Source organism: Bradyrhizobium sp. SZCCHNS30572, from assembly GCF_032484415.1.
GTDB lineage: Bacteria > Pseudomonadota > Alphaproteobacteria > Rhizobiales > Xanthobacteraceae > Bradyrhizobium.
Genome location: NZ_JAUESY010000005.1, coordinates 518,419 through 537,071, shown reverse-complemented (window position 1 = coordinate 537,071; position 18,653 = coordinate 518,419). Strand labels below are relative to the sequence as shown.

The window sequence follows — 18,653 nt, the reverse complement described above, 5'->3', positions numbered from 1 at the left end:
ATGGCCGCCGGTTATGATTTTCACGCGCCCGGCTGATCGAGATAATAGCGCAACAGCGCCTGGCCCGGCTCGGACGGCCATTCGGCCGCCCCGGTGACATAGCCTTCGATCAATCCCCTCGTGCCGACCAGATAGGTGATCGGCATCGCCGGCGTCGCGAAGATCGAGGCATCGGCATTGGCCGGATTGGTCGCTTGCGCATGCGGATCGGCGAAGGAGGCGCGGGGCATCGCGATCGCCTCGGCATAGCGGCGGATGCTCTTGATGTCGCGCCGGTCGGTGCAGATGGTCCAGACGTCGAGCGCCGGAATCCGCATCCGCTCCAGCCCGGCCAGCGTCGGCAGGTCGATCTTGCACGCCGCGCACCAGCTCGCCCAGAGATTGACCAGCGTGACATGGCCGGGCTTGGGCGCGAGCGTCACGTCCTTGCCGCCCATGTCCTGCAGCTTCAACGGCGGCAGCGCCTGGCGCGGCCGCTCGACGATGAACTGGGTGCGGCCGCTGCGGAACACCGGCGGGCTCGGGTCCTGTGCGCCGGCGCAAGCAGGCCTGCTTGTCAGCAGCAGCAGGCTGGCCGCGGCCAGCAGCAGATCGCGCCGTGCGGGCGCGCTCAAAGCCTCAGCCATGGACGTAGGCCCAGCCTTTGCGCTGCAGCTCGACGACGCGGCCGATGCCGAACGGCACCAGCCTGGCGCCGTCGATCAGCTGGATCGTGAGGTTCTCCTTGCTCTCCGCGATCGACTTCGACGAGGCGCACATGCTGAAGCCGATATGCGGATACATCTGCCGCAGCGCCGCGAGCGGCTCCTTGAGCGGTGATTTGTCGGCGCGAAATACGTCGATGCCGGTGCCGTTGGCGACGACCTCGATCGCGGGGGTCTGTCCGAGACTGCCGAAATGCCGCGTCAGATTGCCGGAATAGCTGATGGCGTGACCCATCACATGGGGGTCGTTGCGGTCGATCAGCACGACAATGCCGGCGCGATGCTGGGCGACGGCCGGGACGGCAGGGGCTGGGGCGCCGAGGGCTGTCGCGCCAGCGAGAAAGCCGCGGCGCGACACGTCAGGGATCGGTTCGCTCATCATGGCTTCCTTTAAAGCACGCGATGCGCCGGCGCTGGATGGCCAGCGCCGGCGATGCTCGGATCAGCCGCGCGGCGCGATCGGCGCTTTGCCGTTGCGGCCCCACAGTACGAACAGCGACAGCGCCAGCAGCAGGATGTTCAAAGGCGTGACTGCCGCTTCGCCGCGGGAGATGTGGAAGGCGAACGCGAACACCTGTAGCGTGGCACAGCCGATCGCGGCCAGCACGGTCACGCGCGGCATGATGCGGGTCAGCGACGGCAACAGGATGCCGAGCCCGCCAGCCAGATCGATCAGGCCGATGGTGCGGACGAAGGCCACCGAATATTCGCCGGTCCACGGCATCATCTGGGCGAGTTCCTCGATCGGCGTGAAGACCTTGGTGACGCCGGCGAAGCAGAACAGGGCGAAGAGCAGGGTCTGGGCGACCCACAGGCCGATGCGCAGCGCCAGCGGGGGCTGGAGTGGGCTGAGATCGGTGGTCGATGCGGTGCTGGACATGGTCGGAGCTCCAAATGGAAAGGTGCCCGACATTGATAATTTCTTCTGGTTTGATCATTATCCTTTTTGTTAAGCCATCATTTTCTATGGGTTGATGATAAGTGGATACGCTGGTCAGTATTCGGGTGTTCTGCCAGGTCGCGGAGCTCAAGAGCTTCGCGGCCGCCGCCGATCGCCTGGGGCTTTCGGCGGCGATGGCCTCCAAGCATGTCATGCAGCTGGAGCAGCGGCTCTCGACCCGGCTGCTCAACCGCACCAGCCGGCGGGTCGGCCTGACCGAGGCCGGCCAAGTCTATTTCGACCAGGTGCGGCCGATGCTGGAGTCTCTCGACGAGGTCGAGGCCGTCGTCAGCAAGGCAACCGTGATCCCGCGCGGCACCCTGAAGGTCAGCGCGCCGGTATGGTTCGCCAATCCGCTGTTTGCCGGCACGCTCGCGGCGTACCGCGCGCGCTATCCGGACGTGGTGATCGATCTCGATCTCAGCGGACGCCTGGTCAACCTTGTCGACGAGGGGTTTGATCTGGCGCTGCGCGTCTCGGCCACGCCCGGCGATGGGCTGATCGCGCGGCCGCTGTCGCCGGTGCTGATGCAGCTCGTCGCCGCGCCGAGCTATCTCGCCGCCGCCGGGCGGCCGAAGGCGGTGGCCGATCTCAATGGCCATGCAATGCTGAAATACGCGTTGTACCCGCTGCGGGCCATGATCCTGCCGACCGTGGACGGCGAGGTGACGGTCAACTTCAACGAGGTGCTGATCAGCGCCAACGAGACGCTCCTGCATCACGCCGCTGTCGCCGGCATGGGCATGGCGGTGCTGCCGCGCTGGCTGATGGCCGACGACCTCGCCAGCGGCCGGCTCGAGACGGTGCTGCCGGAGATGCTGACGATCAAAGCGCCGCTGATGGCGGTCTATCCGAGCCGAAAATATCTCTCCGCCAAGGTCCGCACCTTCATCGACTTCATCGCCGCCGATCCCCTGATGAAGCAGGCCTCGGACGGACCTCTGGCCGCGATCGATCCGACTGCGGCGGGGATGAGAAAGGGACGGAAGGCAGGGTCTTGAGCATATTGGGTCGCCGGAGGTCTCTATGCCGTCATGGCCGGCCATGACGCGTAACCCATGGCACGGCTCGTTCGTAAGCGGCGTTCTGCAAGCTCGAACGACTTGCCTGATAGCTCGCGAGACCTTGCCCGCTCACGGCCGCACCGCCGGCGCCTCCACCGGCATCCCTTGCGCCCGGGACATCAGATACAGCTCCAGCGCGATCATGTCGGGGGCGTCGAAATCGTAGGCCTGGGCGCGCACCCCGGTCATGCAGCCGCGCAGGCGGCGCTGCAGCGAGCCTATGCCTTGCCATTCCAGCCGGTAGATCGGATAGCCCGTCGACTGTCCCTGCGTGATCGCGGAGCCGGCGAGATGCTTGCGCCAATTGTCATCGTGACAATTGGTGCAGGCGAGATTGAGCTGGCCCTGCCGCTGGAAAAATAGCTCGCGACCGCGCGCGATGAAGGGCTGGAGCCGCGGATCGTCGCCAGCGGTGATCGGCATCCCGCGCGATTGCTTCGCGATCAGCGCCGTCAGTGCCAGCAGCTCGCGGCTCTCTGCTGCGAACGGCGCCGCCTCCTGATGCTGTTTGCGGCAGAGATTGACGCGCTGGCCGAGATCGACCGGCGCACCGCTGGCGGCATTGAAGGCGGGATAGCGCGCGGCGACGCCCTTCATGCTGACATCGACCGCGCCATGACAATCGCCGCACGCCTTGTTGGCCGTGCCTGCCTTCGTCGTCCACAGCGCCTCACCGTCGAGCACCGACAGCATCGCCGGATTGGCGGTGTCGTCGTCCTGCATCGCCCTGGTGTCCGACGACATGAAGTCATAGCCGGAGCGGCGCTCGGACTCAGCGATCTCGCCGGCAAGCACGGGCAAGGTCAGGACGATTGCCGTGACGACAGTGAGAAACGCAGACCGCATCATTCGATCGTGATCGCGGCGGCGGTGGTGGCGACGAACCCGTTGTCGCCGATCCATTCGAACTCGAAGCGGCCGCTCTCGGTAGCCGTGGTGAAGAACGACAGGAACGGATTGGCCGCGATGGCCGGATAGAGATCGGCGCGAAAGATCTCGGTGCCGTTGAAGCGGCAGGTGAAGCTGGTGATGATGTCGCGCGGGATGGCTTCGCCTGCGGCCGTATGGCGATAGCCCGGCTCCATGACGTGGCTCATCAGCGTCTTGATCTCGATGACGGCGCCGCGCTTGGCCTTGGCGGGAACGTTGACGAGGGCGGCAGGCATCACGGCATCTCCTCGGTGCAGGCGGCCAAGGTCACGATGACGTCGACGCTCGCCGACCAGAACGAGCCGTCGGAGAGCCTTGCGATCGCCACGACCTTCTGGGTGTCGGCGAGCCGGATGCGCGTCGTGACCTGGGCGCGGCCGGCGCTCGCCATCAGGTGAAAGCTGGCGACGTTGGGCTGCGGGTTCTTCTCGTTGAAGACGTGGATGCTCTTGACGAAATCGTCAGGCGTCATCGGGTGATCGACGCTGACGGTCATCGGCACGGTGTTGCCGTTCTCGACCAGCGGCGGGATGTCTAATCGGATCTTGCCGGCGTTCACCTTTGCCTCGCCGACGAGGTTGCGGATCGCCGACGCCAGCATCGCCGGGGTCGCCTGCGCAGGCCGGACCGTGATCAGCGGCAGCGCGCCCGCGGCGGTCAGCGTTCCCGCCAGTTGCAGCAGGTGGCGGCGGGACATGTGGGACGGTTCGAACATGCCGGTCATATGGGCTCACTCGCGCAAGGTCGCGAGATAGGCGACGATGTCTTCGATCTGCTCTGCCGACAGGATCGGCTTGTCGCGCCAGGCGGAACCGACGCGCGTCAGCCCGTCAATGCGATAATAGGACGGCATGATCGTTTCCGGATTGAGCCTGGAGGCATCGACCAGCCGCAAGCGGAGCTGCGGGATCGTTGAACGGCTGCCGGCCCCGGCAAGGCTGGGTGCGAGATCGCCCTGGAAGCGCGCTTCCGGAAACGGGCCGGAGTGACAGAGGATGCAGGTCGAGCTGCGCGCGAGGACGAGTGCGCGGCCGCGGGTGGCGTCGCCAGGCCGTCCGGTGAGGGACGAGGCGATGCCGTCGCCGGTGATCGTAGCGGGCGCGAGTGTCTGCGCCGCGACAGCGGCGGGCAGGGCGGCCACGAGCGCGGCGATGACAAGGCTAGCCGAAGGCATCGTGGGTCAGCGCCTTGAACCAGGCCGTCGCGGCGGCGGCCTCACGCGCGCGCGTCTCGCGCGATGCGTCGACCGGGCTGGCCCGTCCGCCCTCGATCTCGGCGAAGATGTCTCCCTTGGGCTGGTAGACGCCGGCGAGCGAGAACGCGTCGTCCGGCGCGACGATGCTGTAACAGATGCCGGTCAGCGGCGGCGGCTCCGACCGCCGTCCCGTCAGATCGCGCACGATCACGGCCGCACACGCCTTGCCCTGCGCCTGGGCGGCGCCGGCCGATTTCGGGATGCCGCCGCCAAGACAGGCGTCGCCGATGACATGGACGTCGGGGACGAGCTTCGAGGCGAAGGTCGCGGCATCGATCGGGCACCAGCCGGTGCGGTCGGCTGCGCCGGCGAGGGCGGCAATGCGGCCGGCCTTCTGCGGCGGGATGATGTTGGTCACATCGGGATTGTAATTGCCGAACTCGGTGACAACGGTACGCGTGGCGATCTCGACGCCGGTGACGCGGCCGCCCTGCGACAGCGGAATGCGTTCGATCACGCCGGGGTAGAGCTGCTGCCACGCCTGCTCGAACAGCTTCTGCTGCGAGAAGCTGTCCTTGGCATCGAGGATCAGCACCTTCGACCTCGGCTTGTGCGCCTTGAGATAATGCGCGATCAGGCTGGCGCGTTCGTAAGGCGCGGGCGGACAGCGCGACGGATTGGCCGGGACGGCGATCGCGACGGTGCCGCCATCCGGCATCGCCTCGATCTGCGTCCGCAGCAGCAGCGTCTGCTCGCCGGCCTTGTAGGCGTGCGGCATGACCGCGGAGGCGGCCTCGTCGTAGCCTTGCAGGGCTGTGAAATCGAGGTCGATGCCGGGCGCCAGCACGAGGCGGTCATAGGCCAGCGCGCTGCCGTCGGCGAGCGTCACCTTGTGGGCGGGCGCATCGACCGCCGTGGCCGCCCGCAGCACAGTGCTCACGCCTTCGGCTGCGATCTTGTCATAGCCGAACTGCTGGGCACTGATATCGCGCAGGCTAGCGATGACCTCGTTGCTGAGCGGACACGCCGTGAAGGTCGTGTTGGCCTCGACCAGCGTGACGTCGAGCTTGCCATCGGCTTGGCGCAGCGCGCGGGCGCAACTGGCGCCGCCGAAGCCGCCGCCGATCACGACGACGCGCGCCATCGCTTGTGCGCGCAGCACGGCAGGGGCGGCGATCATGGCAACTGACGCCGCGATCAGGCCGCCGACCTCTCTGCGCGTGCGCTGCCGGGACATCGTCATCATCCTGCAATAGCACGGCGCCAGCCATTGTTCCCAACGGCCGCCGCCACGCGGGTCATGCGAAGGTGATGTTCTGGTCGCGCAGTGGCAACGAGCGGATGCGTTTCCCAGTGGCGGCAAAATACGCATTCAGCACGGCGGGCGCGGCGACGCCGATGGTCGGCTCGCCGACGCCGCCCCAGAAGCCGCCGCTCGGGATCATGATCGCTTCCACCTTCGGCATCTCGGCGATGCGCATCGAGTTGTAGCTGTCGAAGTTGGTCTCGACGATCCGTCCGTCCTTCACGGTGCAGCCGCCGTAGAACAGCGCCGAGAGGCCGTAGACGAACGAGCCGGCGATCTGCCGCTCCACCTGCGCCGGGTTGACGACGTAGCCGGGATCGGTCGAGGCGACGATGCGGTGGATCTTGATCTTGCTGCCGTTGATCACCGAGATCTCGGCAGCACCCGCGACGTAGCTGCCATAGCCGTGCAGTTGAGCGAGGCCACGGGACACGCCGTCCGGCGCCGGCGTGCCCCAGCCGATCTTCTCCGCGACAGCGTTGAGCACCGCGAGATGCTTGGGATGATCGGCCATCAGCTTGCGGCGGAAGTCCAGCGGATCCTGGCCGGCCGCATCGGCGAGCTCGTCCATGAAGCATTCGAGATAGATCGCGTTCTGGTTCACGTTGACGCCGCGCCAGAAGCCCGGATTGATGTGCGGGTTGCGCATTGCGTGTTCGATCAGCAAATTCGGCACGGAGTAGCCGATCGTGGCTTCGCCCGATGGTGCGAGCCCCTGGAAGGTCGCGGGGTCCTTGCCGTTGACCAGCGCGTCGGGCCGCAGGCTGAACAGGATCGACTGGCCGGAGATGCGCATGTGCAGTGCCGTCAGATTGTTGTCGGCGTCGAAGCCGCCGGTCAGCTTGCACTGCGTGATCGGGTGATAGCGGCCATGGGTCATGTCCTCCTCGCGCGACCACAACAGCTTGATCGGCGTGCCCGGCATCTCCTTGGCGATCTTCACCGCCTGGCGGACATAGTCGGTCTGGCCGCGCCGGCCGAAGCCGCCGCCGAGGATCAGCTTGTGCACCTCGCATTTGTCGGCGGGCAGCCCTGAGGCTTCCAGAACCGCGGCGAACGCCGCCTCGCCGTTCTGCGTGCCGCACCACACCTCGCATCGCTCGGGCGTGTAGAGCGCCGTGGCGTTCATCGGCTCCATCGTGGCGTGGTTCTGATAGGGATAGTTGTAGACGGCCTCGACCTTCCTGACGGCGCTCGCCAGCGCCGCCTTGGCGTCGCCGTTCTCGTTGCCGACAAAGGCGGGGCCGGACTCCAATCCTTCCGCGAGCCATTTGGCGATCGAGGCCGAGGAGACCTTGGCGTTCTCGCCTTCGTCCCACACGATCGGCAGCGCATCGAGCGCCGTCTTCGCGTGCCACCAGGTGTCGGCGACCACGGCCACGGCGGTGCCATCGATCGCGACCACCTTCTTGACGCCCTTCATGCCGGCGATCTTGGCCTCGTCATAGCTCTTCAGCTTGCCGCCGGTGACCGGACAGTCCTTGATCGCGGCGTTGAGCATGTTCGGCAGCTTCATGTCGGCGCCGTAGATCATCGCGCCGGTGACCTTGTCGGCGGTGTCGAGCCGTCTCACGCCCTTGCCGATCAGGGTCCAGTCCTTCGGATCCTTCAGCTTGACGTCGGCAGGCGGCGTCAGCTTCGCGGCGGCTTCCGCCACCTTGCCGTAGGTCGTCGTGCGGCCCGACGCCTTGTGGGTGATGACGCTGTTGGCGGCGGTGCATTCGGCCGCCGGAACCTTCCATTCGTCGGCGGCCGCCTGGATCAGCATCATGCGCGCGGCGGCACCGCCCTTGCGGACGTAGTCCTGCGACGAGCGGATGCCGCGGCTGCCGCCGGTTGAGAAATCGCCCCACACGCGCTTGCGGGCGACGTTCTGGCCGGGCGTCGGATATTCGGTCGTGACCTTGCTCCAGTCGCAGGCAAGCTCCTCCGCGACGAGCTGGGCGAGCCCGGTCAGCGAGCCCTGGCCCATTTCCGAGCGGGCGATGCGGATCACCACGGTGTCGTCGGGCCGGACTACGACCCATGCATTGACCTCGGGTGAGCCATCGGCTGCGCGCACCACCTGCGGGCCGCCGAAGGGGATATCGAGGCCGAGGGCGAGGCCGCCGCCGAGTGCGGCGGTGCCGATGACGAAGGACCGGCGGTCGAGGCGCGGCGTCACATGCTGGTTCATGCCGTCCTCCTCAGGCGTTGGCCGCGGCGTGGATCGCCTCGCGCACCTGCGCGAAGGTTCCACAGCGGCAGATGTTGGTGATGGCGTCGTTGATGTCCTGATCGCTCGGCTTCGGATTGTCCTTGAGCAGTGCCGCGACGGCCATGATCATGCCGCTCTGGCAGTAGCCGCATTGCGGAACGTCGTTCTCCACCCAGGCCTGCTGCACCTTGTGCAGCCCGTTGTCGCTCGCGAGCCCCTCGATGGTGGTGATCTGCTTGCCCTGGGCCTCGGAGACGGTGACGCCACAGGAGCGCACGGCCGCGCCGTCGAGATGCACGGTGCAGGCGCCGCATTGTGCAATGCCGCAGCCATATTTGGTGCCGGTCAGTCCGGCATTCTCGCGGATCGCCCACAGCAGCGGCGTGTCGGGCTCGACGTCCAGAGTATAGGATTGTCCGTTGATCGTGAGGTTTGCCATCGCAGATCCCTTTCGTTCAACTCGCCAGTTGAACAGAGGGCGGCAATGTGGCGCGAACGTTTGCATCCTTCAAATCAAGAATATGCGTTTGCCGCGCGGGAAGATTTGTGATGAGCCGTGGTTGTAGTTGCTTCGGCTCATGGGCCGCGCGGCGGAGCTACGGCCAGCCGCAGAAAGCTCATCACGCTGCCCAGCGCGGCGAAACCTGCGCCGAGGGCCAAGGCAAGGGTGGCTCCGTCGTGCCCCGCAAGGCTGAAGCACAAGGCGGCCAGCGCCGCGCCGGTGGTCTGACCGGTCAACCGGGCCGTGGCGACGATGCCGCTGGCGCCGCCGCTGCGATGGGGCGGGGCGCTCGACATGATGGCCTTCATGTTCGGCGCCTGGAAGAAGCCGAACCCGATGCCGCAGATCAGCATGCGCCAGACGATGTTGGCGATGCTCGGGTTCTCGGGCAGCATGGCGAGCAGCGCCATGCCGGATCCGAGCATCACCAGGCCGATGCCGCCAAGCAGGCCGGCGGGAAAACGGTCCGACAGCCGCCCGGCGATCGGGGCCATGATCGTGACCGCGAGCGGCCAGGGGGTCATGAAGAAGCCGGTCTCGACCTGCGAACGCTGGAGAATGTCCTCGAAATAGAACGGCAGCGACACGAAGCCGAGGCCCTGCACCGAGAAGGAGCAAACCGCGGTCGCCGCCGACAGCGCGAAAACCCCGCGGCGGAACAGATCGATCGGCAGCATCGGCGCTGGGTGATCGGCCTGGCGGCGGGTCAGGATGACGCCGAGCACGAGCGCGCCGACAAGCTCTGCCACCACCATGGCCGGCGTCGCGCCATGCGCGGCGCTGCCGATGCCGGTGATGAACAGGCCGAGGCAGAGCGCAGCGAGCCCGGCGCCGAGAAAGTCGAAGCCATGCTCGGCGCGCGGCGTTCGCGGCAGCATCTTCATGCCGATCGCGATGGCGATCAGGCCGAAGGGGAGGTTGATCGCAAACAGCCAAGGCCAGGAGCCGAGCGAGAGAATGGCGGACGCAATGGTCGGGCCGAAGGTGAAGGAGATGCCGACCACGAGCGCGTTGTGGCCGAGGCCGCGTCCGAGCATCTTTCCGGGATAGACGAAGCGCACCAGCGCGGTGTTGACGCTCATGATGCCGCTGGCGCCGAGGCCCTGCAATGCGCGGGCGACGACCAGGGTCGGTAGCGACCACGCCAGCGCGCAGCCGACCGAGGCCAGCGTGAACAGCAGGAGGCCGCCGAGATAGATGCGCTGATGGCCGACGATCTCGCCGAGCGCGCCGAGCGGCAGCAAGGTCGCCACCAGCGCGATCTGGTAGATGTTGACCACCCAGACCACCTCGGCCGGGGAGACGTGGAGATCGGCCGAGATCGACGGCAGCGCGATGTTGGCGATGGCGACGTCGAGCGAGGCCATCGACAGCGCGGTGAAGATCGCCGAGATCGCCCAGGGACGCTGGCCCGGCGGCAGGCCGTCGGCGGTGCCGTCGCCGGCGAGCCTCGAAGCGTGGTGGCGGTTGGACATGGAGACCTTTGGAGACCTTCGGTTCGCGGGGCGCGTCCGGATCAGCATGTACACGGGAGCAGGCGAGCGCCCCAGCCGTCGCGGGCGCATGGCGGTATGCGCCCGGTCGCAAGGAACGGGTTGAAGCCGGCTACACGCCCGGCCTTGCCAGCCGCTCGATCGTCTGGTTGTGCCGCGTCAGGAGCTCGCAGGCGTGGCCGATCTGGCGGGCGCGCAGGGCCTGCAGGATCAGCCGGTGATCCTGGTTGGTGCGCGGACGCCAGCCGGCATTGCGGGCCATCGCCAGCACGAGGCGCGAATTCGCGAGGCGTAGTCCGTCGAGGCTCGCCAGCAGCCGCGGCATCGCGCAGGGCGCGACCAGCGCGCGATGAAAGGCGCGGTTTGCGGTCTCGAACTCCTGGATGGTCTCCGCATTATCGGCCTCGATCAGCGCCAGCTCGATCGCGGCGAGATGCGCCGGCGTGTAGCGCGGCGCGGCATTGCGCAGCGCGATCACCTCGAGCGCTGTGCGCATCTCGACGATCTCCCTGGTCGACTTCGCATCGAGCGGTGCCACGCGCACGCCGCGTCGCGGCGCCGCGACCACCAGATAGAGCGCCTCGAGCTGCCGAAATGCCTCGCGCACCGGCACGTGGCTGGAGTTGAACTCGCGCGCGACGTGGTCCTGCCGCAACGGCGCGTCGGGCGGCAGCGCACCGCTGACGATGCGATCGGTGATCGCTTCGGCGATCCGCTGAGCGGTGGTGAGATTCTCGTCCGGCATAGTCATAGATTATCTATCGAAAAAACCGATGCAGCGGAAGCTCTCGTCCGATACGGTGCTCGAATACAGAAAATCATAGATAATATCTATGATAATCTATAATTTGGCGTGGAGCGAGCATGGCGGATCAAAGCGGCGCGGGCCCTGATCGAATGGCGGTTGGCAATGCCATCCGTCATGACTGGACCAGAGACGAGGCCGAGGCGCTCTATCGCCTGCCATTTCCGGACCTGATGTTCCTGGCGCAGTCGGCGCATCGCCGGCAGTTCGATCCCACCCGCGTCGAGACGGCGAGCCTGCTCAGCATCAAGACCGGCGGCTGCCCGGAGGATTGTGGCTACTGCTCGCAGAGCGCGCATTACGACACCGGGCTCAAGGCGACCAAGCTGATGGACCGCGACGAGGTGGTCGCCACCGCGCGGCGCGCGAAGGCCGCCGGGGCCGAGCGCTTCTGCATGGCCGCCGCCTGGCGCAGTCCGAAGGACCGCGACCTCGATCAGGTCTGCGACATGGTCAGCGCGGTGAAGGATCTGGGCATGGAGACCTGCGTCACGCTGGGCATGCTGACCCCGCCGCAGGCGCAGCGGCTGAGAGAGGCCGGGCTCGACTTCTACAACCACAATGTCGACACCTCGCCCGAATTCTACGACCGCATCATCACCACGCGCGCGCTGCAGGACCGCATCGACACGCTCGCGCATGTCCGTGACGCCGGCATCAAGGTGTGCTGCGGCGGCATCATCGGCATGGGCGAGGAGGTCGATGATCGGCTCGGCATGCTGGTGCTGCTGGCCAATCTCGCTGAGCATCCCGACAGCGTGCCGATCAACATGTGGAACGAGGTCAAGGGCGTGCCGGTCAACGCTACGGCCGCGCGGCCTGATCCGATTGCGCTCGTGCGATTGATCGCGGTGTCCAGGATCATGATGCCGGCCAGCGTGGTGCGGCTGTCCGCGGGCCGGCAATATATGAGCGACGAGCTGCAGACCCTGTGCCTGCTCGCCGGCGCCAATTCCATCTTCATCGGCGACGTGCTGCTGACCACGGCCAATCCGCAACGCGACCGCGATGCCGATCTGCTCGCGCGGCTCGGCATGACATCGTCGCTGTCGGCGCGCCCGGGCGCGCCGGTCGCCGCCGGCGAGGGCGCGGAGGCTTCGTCCCCGGCCTGATTCAACCCTCAGCGCGATCTCGGCGCGACGGCGCCCCCGGAACTGCCTTGTCGTGCCGGTCCACGTCCGCGGCTGACCGAAAGAGAGCGGAGCCATGCCCATGCCGTCCGACAGATTGGCGATCTATTCCGACGGTCTGCAGAGACTCGCGGCCGATGACCGGTTGCGGCGCCTCAGTCCACGGGCCGGTCTCGATTTCTCCTCCAACGACTATCTCGGTCTCGCACAGGCTCCGCGGATGAAGCGCGCGGTCGCCGCGGCCATGGAGGCCGGCACGCCGGTCGGCGCCGGCGGCTCGCGCCTGCTGCGTGGCAATTGCGAGGAGCACGAACGGCTCGAGGCGGACGCGGCGCGCTTCTTCGGTGCCGAGAGCGCGCTGTTCTTCGGCTCCGGCTACGTGGCGAACTTCGCCGTGCTCACCACGCTGCCGCAGCGCGACGACCTGCTGGTGCTCGATGCGCTGGTTCATGCCAGCACCCATGAAGGCGCGCGCGCCGGCCGTGCCGAGACGTGCCAGTTCATCCACAACAACGCCCAGTCGGCCGAGGACGCGATCCTGATCTGGCGCAGGGGCGGCGGGGTGGGCCGGCCCTGGATCGTCGTCGAAAGCCTCTACAGCATGGATGGCGATCTCGCGCCGCTGGCGGATTTGATCGCGATCGCCGAGCGCCACGATGCCTTTCTGCTGATCGACGAGGCCCATGCGACCGGGGTCCACGGCGCGCAGGGCCGCGGTCTGGCCGCAGCCTACGAGGGACGCGAGAGCGTCGTGACCGTTCACACCTGCGGCAAGGCATTGGGCGCAGCCGGTGCGCTGGTCACCGCAAGCCGCGTGCTGCGCGACACGCTGATCAATCGCTGCCGACCTTTCGTCTTCAGCACGGCGCCGTCGCCGCTGATGGCGGTGGCGGTGATGGAGGCGCTTGCGATCCTGCGGGAAGAGCCGGAGCGGCAGCGGAGGCTGGCGCAGCTCGTTGCCTTCGCCCATGGCGCGATCGCCGCGCGCTTCGGTGAAAGCTGGTCGCCGTCGCAGATCATTCCCTGCGTCGTCGGCGACAATGCGCGCGCGATGAACCTGGCTGCCGCGCTGCAGGCGCGGGGCTTCGACGTCCGCGGCATCCGCCCGCCGACGGTGCCGCCGGGCACGGCGCGGCTCAGGCTGTCGCTGACCTTGAACATCGACGAGCCGGCCATCGCGGCGCTGCTCGACGCGCTCGCCGACGAGATCGGAAGGCCGCGGCCATGACGCTGCGCATCGTGGTCACCGGGACCGACACCGGGATCGGCAAGACGGTGTTCGCCGCCGGCCTCACGGCGCTGCTCGGGGCCTGCTATTGGAAGCCGGTCCAGGCCGGCCTTGCCGAGGAGACGGATACCCGCCGTGTCCAGCGGCTCGCCGAGCTCGCCGACGACCGCGTGTTGCCTGAAGCCTATCGGCTGGCCGAGCCGGCCTCGCCGCATCGCGCGGCACGCCTCGCAGGCATCAGCATCGATCCGCTCCGCCTCCGTCCTCCGCGGGCCGCCGGCCGGCCTGTCGTGATCGAGGGAGCCGGCGGCGTCATGGTGCCGCTCGATTCCGGAACGCTCTATCTCGATGTCTTCGCGCGATGGCAGCTGCCGGTCGTGCTCTGCGCGCGCACCAGTCTCGGCACGATCAATCACTCGCTGCTGTCGCTGGCGGCGCTGCGCAGTCGTGGCATCGACGTGCTCGGCATCGCCTTCATCGGCGACGGCCACGACGACAACGAAGATACGATCTGCCGGCTCGGCGAGGTGAGGCGCCTCGGCCGGTTGCCCTGGGTCACGCCGCTGACGGCGCGATCGCTGCAGCACGTGTTCGCCACCCAATTCCAGCGCACGGATTTCGAACCATGATGCGCAAGGCAACCTCGCCGATCTGGCATCCCTTCACGCAGCATGCGCTCCAGCCCGAGATGACGGCGGTCGCGCGCGGCGAGGGCGCCTATCTCTTCACCGCCGACGGCAGGCGGATCATCGACGCGATCGCGTCGTGGTGGGTGGTCACGCACGGCCATTGCCATCCGCATATCGTGCGCGCGATCCAGGACCAGGCCGAGCGGCTGGATCAGGTCATCTTCGCCGGTCATAGCCACGAGCCGGCCGAGCAGGTGGCCGCCGGGCTGCTCGCGCTGGTGCCGCCGAGCCTCACGCACGTGTTCTTTTCCGACAGCGGCGCCACCAGCGTGGAGGTCGCGCTGAAGATGGCGCTCGGCTATTTCAGGAACATCGGCGAGCCGCGTTCGCGCATCGTGGTAATGCAGCATTCCTATCACGGCGACACCATCGGCGCGATGTCAGTCGGCGCCCGCGGCGTGTTCAATGCGGCCTATGAGTCGCTGCTGTTCGACGTCGCCGTCGTCCCGTTTCCAGCGCAGGGCCGGGAACAGGCGACTCTGGATGCGCTCGCTACAATTTGCGAGAAAGACCGGCCGGCCGCCTTCATCGTCGAGCCCCTGGTGCTCGGCGCCGGCGGCATGCTGATGTATCCGGCCGCGGTGCTGCGCGAGATGCACCGGATCTGCAAGGTGTTCGGCGTGCTGTTCATCGCCGACGAGGTGATGACCGGCTGGGGCCGCACCGGCACGTTGTTCGCCTGCGAGCAGGCGGACATCGCCCCCGATATCGCCTGCTACGCCAAAGGACTGACCGGAGGCGCGATGCCGCTTGCGGTCACGCTGTGCAGTCCCGCTATCTACGAGGCGCACTATTCGACCGACCGCGCCTGCACGTTCTTTCACTCCAGCTCCTACACCGCCAACCCCATCGCCTGCGCGGCAGCTAGCGCCAATCTCGAGCTGTGGCGCCAGCCGCAGACGCGGGCCCGGGTCGCCGCCGTCGCGGCCGCGCAGGAGCGCTGCCTCGACCGCCTGCGTTACGACGAGCGATTTTCCGACCTGCGGCGCTGCGGTACCATCACCGCGCTCGATCTCCATGCCGACGAGCCGGGCTACCTCGCCGAGGTCGGCCCGAAGCTGCAGGCCTTCTTCCGCGACAGCGACGTCCTGCTGCGTCCGCTTGGCCACACCATCTACGTCATGCCGCCTTACTGCGTCACCGCCGGGGATGTCGAGACGGTCTATGCCGCCATCGACGAGGCCGTCGATCACGTGCTCTGAGGGGCTGTTCTGCGGCCCGCGATTTGCGCTCCGCGATCCCGCGCACTAGCATCGTGCCAACGTCGTTGCGGAGGAAACAGTCATGAGCGCGCCGGTCAGCGGAGATGGCACCAAGGATCCGAAGGAGGCCAGCGCGGCCGTGAGCGCAGCGCAGCAGGCCGTGCTGGAGGCGCTGCCGTTCGGCGACACCGCCGATTTCGATGATGCCGCCCGCGGCTTTCTCGGCACGATCGATCAGGCCAAGGTGACGACGGCGCAGGGGCGCACCGTCTGGAGCCTCGCGCCTTACTACTTCCTTGACGCGGAGCAGGCGCCGCCGACCGTCAATCCCAGCCTGTGGCGGCAGGCGAAGCTCAACATGCATCACGGCCTGTTCGAGGTCGTGCCCGGCGTCTACCAGGTGCGTGGGCTCGACATCGCCAACATGACGCTGATCGAGGGGGACACCGGCGTGATCGTGGTCGACACGCTGACCTCGATCGAGGGCGCGCAGGCCGCATTGGAGCTGTACTACCAGCACCGCGGCGTCAGGCCGGTCACGGCGGTGATGTTCACGCATACCCACACCGATCATTGGGGCGGCGCGCGCGGCGTGGTCGACGACGACGCGATGGCCAGCGGCCGCGTGCCGCTGATCGCGCCGAACCTGTTCATCGAGCATGCGGTCTCCGAGAACATCATCGCCGGCCCTGCGATGCTGCGCCGGGCGCAATATCAGTTCGGGCCGCTGCTCGCGAAGGGGCCGAAGGGCCATGTCGATTGTGGGCTCGGCAAGACCATGGCGGCGGGAGCCGTTGCGCTGCTGCGGCCGACCGACCTGATCATGGCGACCGGGGACACCCGGGTCATCGACGGTCTCACCTTCGAATTCCAGATGGCGCCGAACAGCGAGGCGCCGGCGGAGATGCATTTCTTCGTGCCGCGCTATCGCCTGTTGAACCTCGCCGAGAACTGCACGCACAACTTCCACAACCTGCTGCCGTTTCGCGGCGCCGACGTGCGCGACGCGCTGGCGTGGTCGAAATATCTCGGCGAGGCGCTGCAACTGTGGGGCGGCAAGGCGGAGGTGATGTGCGGCCAGCATCATTGGCCGATATGGGGCGCGAGCCGTGTCGACGGCATGATCCGCGAACAGCGCGATCTCTACAAATTTGCCCACGACCAGACCGTGCGGCTGATGAATCATGGCCTGACCGCAAGTGAGATCGCCGAGCAGATCAGGCTGCCCCGGAGCCTCGAAGGGGCATGGCATGCGCGCGGCTATTACGGCCACATCCGCCACAACGTGAAGGCGATCTACCAGAAATATCTCGGCTGGTATGATGCCAATCCGGTCAATCTCGATCCGCTGCCGCCGGTCGAGGCCGGCCGGAAATACGTCTCCTATATGGGCGGGACAGAGGCGCTGCTGGCGCGGGCGCGCGCGGACTTTGCCAACGGCGAATTCCGCTTCGTCGCGCAGGTCGTGGGTCATCTCGTCTTCGCCGAGCCGGACAATGCCGAGGCGCGCGCGCTGCTGGCCGACACGCTGGAGCAGCTCGGCTATGCCGCCGAGAGTGCGACCTGGCGCAATGCCTATCTGTTCGGCGCGCAGGAGCTGCGCCAAGGTATGCCGGAGGTTCCGGCCCGGCCCGGCCTGCCGCGCGAGACGCTGGCGGCGCTGCGCACCGAGCAGCTATGGGACGTGCTCGGGGTCAGGCTGAACGGGCCCAAGGCGGAAGGCAAGCACATCGTGCTGAACTGGACGTTCACCGACACCGGCGAGCGCTTCGTGCTCACCCTGCAGAATTGTGCGCTGACCTATGCGGTCGGCGTGCAGGCGTCGACCGCCGATGCGGGGTTCACGCTGGCGCGTTCGACGCTCGATGCGGTCATTGCCAAGGCCACGAGCTTTCCGGAAGCGGTCGCCGCCGGGAAGATCAGCTTCGCGGGCAATCCGATGCGGCTGGCCGAGCTGATGTCGCTGATGGACGAGTTCCCGCGCATGTTCGAGATCGTCGAGCCGAAGCGGGCTGCCGTCACCTGAGATGAGGCGGAGGCCGGGCTCGCCGAACTTGCCCGGCCTCCTCATGCTATTCGGCGCTGCTGACCAGCCGGATGCGCGGCGCAGCGATGTCGATCAGGCTGCGATAGGCCGCGAGATAGTCGAGCGCCATCCGGCGCGCGGTGAAGCGTCGCTCGAACTGCGCGCGCACGCGGGCGCGGCTCAGCTCGGGCAGGCGACTGACGGCCGCTACCGCGCTGAGCTCGTCCTCGACGATGAAGCCGGTCACACCGTCGTCGATCACTTCGGGAACCGAGCCGCGGTTGTAGGCGATCACGGGCGTGCCGCAGGCCATCGATTCGATCATCACCAGGCCGAACGGCTCCGGCCAATCGATCGGCAACAGCAGGCCGAGCGCGCCGGACAGGAACTCCGGCTTCTCGTGATCGCTGATCTCGCCGATGAACTCGACGAGCGGATTGCCGTGGATCAAGGGACGGATCGTCTGCTCATAATAGTCTTGGTCAGCGCGATCGATCTTGGCCGCGATCTTCAGCGGAATCCCGCAGCGCATGGCGATCTTGATGGCACGGTCGACACCCTTTTCCGGGGCGATGCGTCCGAGCACGGCGAGATAGCTCGGCGTCACCGGCTTGGGAATCAGGAGCGTTGCGGGCAGTCCATGCAGCACGGTGCGCACCCAGTTCGCATTCGGCACCGGCCGGCGCTGCGAGTCCGAGATCGAGACGACGGGAACATCCTTGAAGACCGAGAACACCGGCTGGTGCTCCGGAAGATCGAGCCTGCCGTGCAAGGTGGTCAGGAACGGTGTGGGTTGCCGGTGGAACAGGGAGAACGGGTAGTAGTCGAGGTGGAAGTGCAGAATGTCGAACTGTTCGTCGTCGCATTGCTGCCGCACGTTTTCGAGCATCACCATGTGCAGCGCGTTCGGATCCCTCACCGAGCCGTCGAGGCGCAGTGCTTTCGGCCATGTCGGAGAGAGCTTCGCCGAGGTCTGCGAATCGCCGCTGGCGAACAGGGTGACGTCGTGTCCGAGGGCAACGAGCTCTTCGGTCAACCAATGGACGACCCGCTCAGTGCCGCCGTAGAGCTTCGGAGGCACGGCCTCCGTCAATGGAGCTATTTGCGCAATGCGCATCTCATCGTCTCCTGTTCGTGACCGATCATGGATGAATCCCCAATGGCACCGGCACTGCCACAGCGGGAACGTTGTCGCATGTGCGAAGTTCCATTCACGCGATCACTCTTTCTTCGACACAACGT

Annotated in this window: 19 protein-coding genes; 6 read left to right on the top strand and 13 right to left on the bottom strand. The window is 67.1% G+C overall.

What is annotated here, in order from left to right; all coding sequences use genetic code 11:
* Nucleotides 1-20 precede the first annotated feature (20 nt).
* From QX048_RS16660 to QX048_RS16650, 3 genes are all read right to left on the bottom strand, one after another.
* Nucleotides 21-512, bottom strand: coding sequence for a TlpA disulfide reductase family protein (locus QX048_RS16660; protein ID WP_315826493.1), 492 nt, complete (start codon nt 510-512; stop codon nt 21-23).
* Nucleotides 513-618: 106 nt separating this feature from the next.
* On the bottom strand, nt 619-1,083 hold the full coding sequence (locus QX048_RS16655) for a hypothetical protein (RefSeq protein WP_315715677.1): 465 nt from the start codon (nt 1,081-1,083) through the stop codon (nt 619-621).
* A gap of 63 nt (nt 1,084-1,146) precedes the next feature.
* Nucleotides 1,147-1,584 (bottom strand): DoxX family protein, encoded by a 438-nt coding sequence (locus QX048_RS16650; RefSeq protein WP_315826434.1) that lies wholly within the window; start codon nt 1,582-1,584, stop codon nt 1,147-1,149.
* Between the two features lie 101 nt (nt 1,585-1,685).
* Between QX048_RS16650 and QX048_RS16645 the strand changes: the two genes are divergently transcribed.
* Nucleotides 1,686-2,645, top strand: coding sequence for a LysR family transcriptional regulator (locus tag QX048_RS16645; protein ID WP_315826433.1), 960 nt, complete (start codon nt 1,686-1,688; stop codon nt 2,643-2,645).
* A 132-nt stretch (nt 2,646-2,777) separates the two neighbouring features.
* Here QX048_RS16645 and soxA read toward each other — a convergent pair whose 3' ends face one another.
* The 9 genes from soxA to QX048_RS16600 all read right to left on the bottom strand — a co-directional run bounded on the left by soxA (nt 2,778) and on the right by QX048_RS16600 (nt 11,076).
* Nucleotides 2,778-3,554: a sulfur oxidation c-type cytochrome SoxA gene (gene soxA / locus QX048_RS16640; protein WP_315826492.1), complete on the bottom strand. Its 777-nt coding sequence runs from the start codon at nt 3,552-3,554 to the stop codon at nt 2,778-2,780.
* Nucleotides 3,554-3,874: a thiosulfate oxidation carrier complex protein SoxZ gene (soxZ, locus tag QX048_RS16635; RefSeq protein WP_315715681.1), complete on the bottom strand. Its 321-nt coding sequence runs from the start codon at nt 3,872-3,874 to the stop codon at nt 3,554-3,556. Before soxZ ends, soxA begins: the two co-directional genes overlap by 1 nt.
* Entirely contained in the window at nt 3,874-4,362 is a 489-nt protein-coding gene (locus tag QX048_RS16630) for a SoxY-related AACIE arm protein (RefSeq protein ID WP_316191794.1), read from the bottom strand. The genes soxZ and QX048_RS16630 overlap by 1 nt, the downstream gene beginning before the upstream one ends.
* A 6-nt stretch (nt 4,363-4,368) precedes the next feature.
* Entirely contained in the window at nt 4,369-4,812 is a 444-nt protein-coding gene (soxX, locus tag QX048_RS16625; RefSeq protein ID WP_315826431.1) for a sulfur oxidation c-type cytochrome SoxX, read from the bottom strand.
* On the bottom strand, nt 4,799-6,076 hold the full coding sequence (locus tag QX048_RS16620; RefSeq protein WP_315826491.1) for an NAD(P)/FAD-dependent oxidoreductase: 1,278 nt from the start codon (nt 6,074-6,076) through the stop codon (nt 4,799-4,801). Before QX048_RS16620 ends, soxX begins: the two co-directional genes overlap by 14 nt.
* Nucleotides 6,077-6,131: 55 nt before the next feature.
* Nucleotides 6,132-8,315, bottom strand: coding sequence for a xanthine dehydrogenase family protein molybdopterin-binding subunit (locus QX048_RS16615; RefSeq protein WP_315826430.1), 2,184 nt, complete (start codon nt 8,313-8,315; stop codon nt 6,132-6,134).
* 10 nt (nt 8,316-8,325) lie between these two features.
* Nucleotides 8,326-8,775 (bottom strand): (2Fe-2S)-binding protein, encoded by a 450-nt coding sequence (locus tag QX048_RS16610; protein ID WP_315715685.1) that lies wholly within the window; start codon nt 8,773-8,775, stop codon nt 8,326-8,328.
* 137 nt (nt 8,776-8,912) lie between these two features.
* The gene (locus tag QX048_RS16605; RefSeq protein WP_315826429.1) at nt 8,913-10,313 is read right to left on the bottom strand and encodes an MFS transporter; all 1,401 of its coding nucleotides are present in this window, start codon (nt 10,311-10,313) and stop codon (nt 8,913-8,915) included.
* A gap of 130 nt (nt 10,314-10,443) precedes the next feature.
* Nucleotides 10,444-11,076, bottom strand: coding sequence for a GntR family transcriptional regulator (locus QX048_RS16600; RefSeq protein ID WP_315715813.1), 633 nt, complete (start codon nt 11,074-11,076; stop codon nt 10,444-10,446).
* 119 nt (nt 11,077-11,195) lie between these two features.
* Between QX048_RS16600 and bioB the strand changes: the two genes are divergently transcribed.
* The 5 genes from bioB to QX048_RS16575 all read left to right on the top strand — a co-directional run bounded on the left by bioB (nt 11,196) and on the right by QX048_RS16575 (nt 17,411).
* Entirely contained in the window at nt 11,196-12,248 is a 1,053-nt protein-coding gene (gene bioB / locus QX048_RS16595; protein WP_409999225.1) for a biotin synthase BioB, read from the top strand.
* A 100-nt stretch (nt 12,249-12,348) separates the two neighbouring features.
* A complete protein-coding gene (locus QX048_RS16590; RefSeq protein ID WP_315826428.1) occupies nt 12,349-13,494 on the top strand; it encodes an 8-amino-7-oxononanoate synthase in 1,146 nt (381 codons plus the stop codon).
* Nucleotides 13,491-14,123: a dethiobiotin synthase gene (gene bioD / locus QX048_RS16585; protein ID WP_315826427.1), complete on the top strand. Its 633-nt coding sequence runs from the start codon at nt 13,491-13,493 to the stop codon at nt 14,121-14,123. Before QX048_RS16590 ends, bioD begins: the two co-directional genes overlap by 4 nt.
* Nucleotides 14,120-15,385, top strand: coding sequence for an adenosylmethionine--8-amino-7-oxononanoate transaminase (locus QX048_RS16580; protein WP_315826426.1), 1,266 nt, complete (start codon nt 14,120-14,122; stop codon nt 15,383-15,385). The genes bioD and QX048_RS16580 overlap by 4 nt, the downstream gene beginning before the upstream one ends.
* Nucleotides 15,386-15,467: 82 nt before the next feature.
* Nucleotides 15,468-17,411: an alkyl/aryl-sulfatase gene (locus tag QX048_RS16575; protein WP_315826425.1), complete on the top strand. Its 1,944-nt coding sequence runs from the start codon at nt 15,468-15,470 to the stop codon at nt 17,409-17,411.
* Between the two features lie 46 nt (nt 17,412-17,457).
* Here QX048_RS16575 and QX048_RS16570 read toward each other — a convergent pair whose 3' ends face one another.
* Nucleotides 17,458-18,528, bottom strand: a complete 1,071-nt coding sequence (locus QX048_RS16570; protein ID WP_315754208.1) for a glycosyltransferase family 4 protein — start codon at nt 18,526-18,528, stop codon at nt 17,458-17,460.
* Nucleotides 18,529-18,653: the final 125 nt, after the last annotated feature.

Excerpts from the sequence above, each read along its gene's own strand:
- QX048_RS16655 (WP_315715677.1), bottom strand. The coding sequence starts at position 1,083 with ATGAGCGAACCGATCCCTGACGTGTCGCGCCGCGGCTTTCTCGCTGGC.
- QX048_RS16650 (WP_315826434.1), bottom strand. The coding sequence starts at position 1,584 with ATGTCCAGCACCGCATCGACCACCGATCTCAGCCCACTCCAGCCCCCG.
- soxA (WP_315826492.1), bottom strand. The coding sequence starts at position 3,554 with ATGCGGTCTGCGTTTCTCACTGTCGTCACGGCAATCGTCCTGACCTTG.
- soxZ (WP_315715681.1), bottom strand. The coding sequence starts at position 3,874 with ATGCCTGCCGCCCTCGTCAACGTTCCCGCCAAGGCCAAGCGCGGCGCC.
- QX048_RS16630 (WP_316191794.1), bottom strand. The coding sequence starts at position 4,362 with ATGACCGGCATGTTCGAACCGTCCCACATGTCCCGCCGCCACCTGCTG.
- soxX (WP_315826431.1), bottom strand. The coding sequence starts at position 4,812 with ATGCCTTCGGCTAGCCTTGTCATCGCCGCGCTCGTGGCCGCCCTGCCC.
- QX048_RS16620 (WP_315826491.1), bottom strand. The coding sequence starts at position 6,076 with ATGACGATGTCCCGGCAGCGCACGCGCAGAGAGGTCGGCGGCCTGATC.
- QX048_RS16615 (WP_315826430.1), bottom strand. The coding sequence starts at position 8,315 with ATGAACCAGCATGTGACGCCGCGCCTCGACCGCCGGTCCTTCGTCATC.
- QX048_RS16610 (WP_315715685.1), bottom strand. The coding sequence starts at position 8,775 with ATGGCAAACCTCACGATCAACGGACAATCCTATACTCTGGACGTCGAG.
- QX048_RS16605 (WP_315826429.1), bottom strand. The coding sequence starts at position 10,313 with ATGTCCAACCGCCACCACGCTTCGAGGCTCGCCGGCGACGGCACCGCC.
- QX048_RS16600 (WP_315715813.1), bottom strand. The coding sequence starts at position 11,076 with ATGCCGGACGAGAATCTCACCACCGCTCAGCGGATCGCCGAAGCGATC.
- bioB (WP_409999225.1), top strand. The coding sequence starts at position 11,196 with ATGGCGGATCAAAGCGGCGCGGGCCCTGATCGAATGGCGGTTGGCAAT.
- QX048_RS16590 (WP_315826428.1), top strand. The coding sequence starts at position 12,349 with ATGCCGTCCGACAGATTGGCGATCTATTCCGACGGTCTGCAGAGACTC.
- bioD (WP_315826427.1), top strand. The coding sequence starts at position 13,491 with ATGACGCTGCGCATCGTGGTCACCGGGACCGACACCGGGATCGGCAAG.
- QX048_RS16580 (WP_315826426.1), top strand. The coding sequence starts at position 14,120 with ATGATGCGCAAGGCAACCTCGCCGATCTGGCATCCCTTCACGCAGCAT.
- QX048_RS16575 (WP_315826425.1), top strand. The coding sequence starts at position 15,468 with ATGAGCGCGCCGGTCAGCGGAGATGGCACCAAGGATCCGAAGGAGGCC.
- QX048_RS16570 (WP_315754208.1), bottom strand. The coding sequence starts at position 18,528 with ATGCGCATTGCGCAAATAGCTCCATTGACGGAGGCCGTGCCTCCGAAG.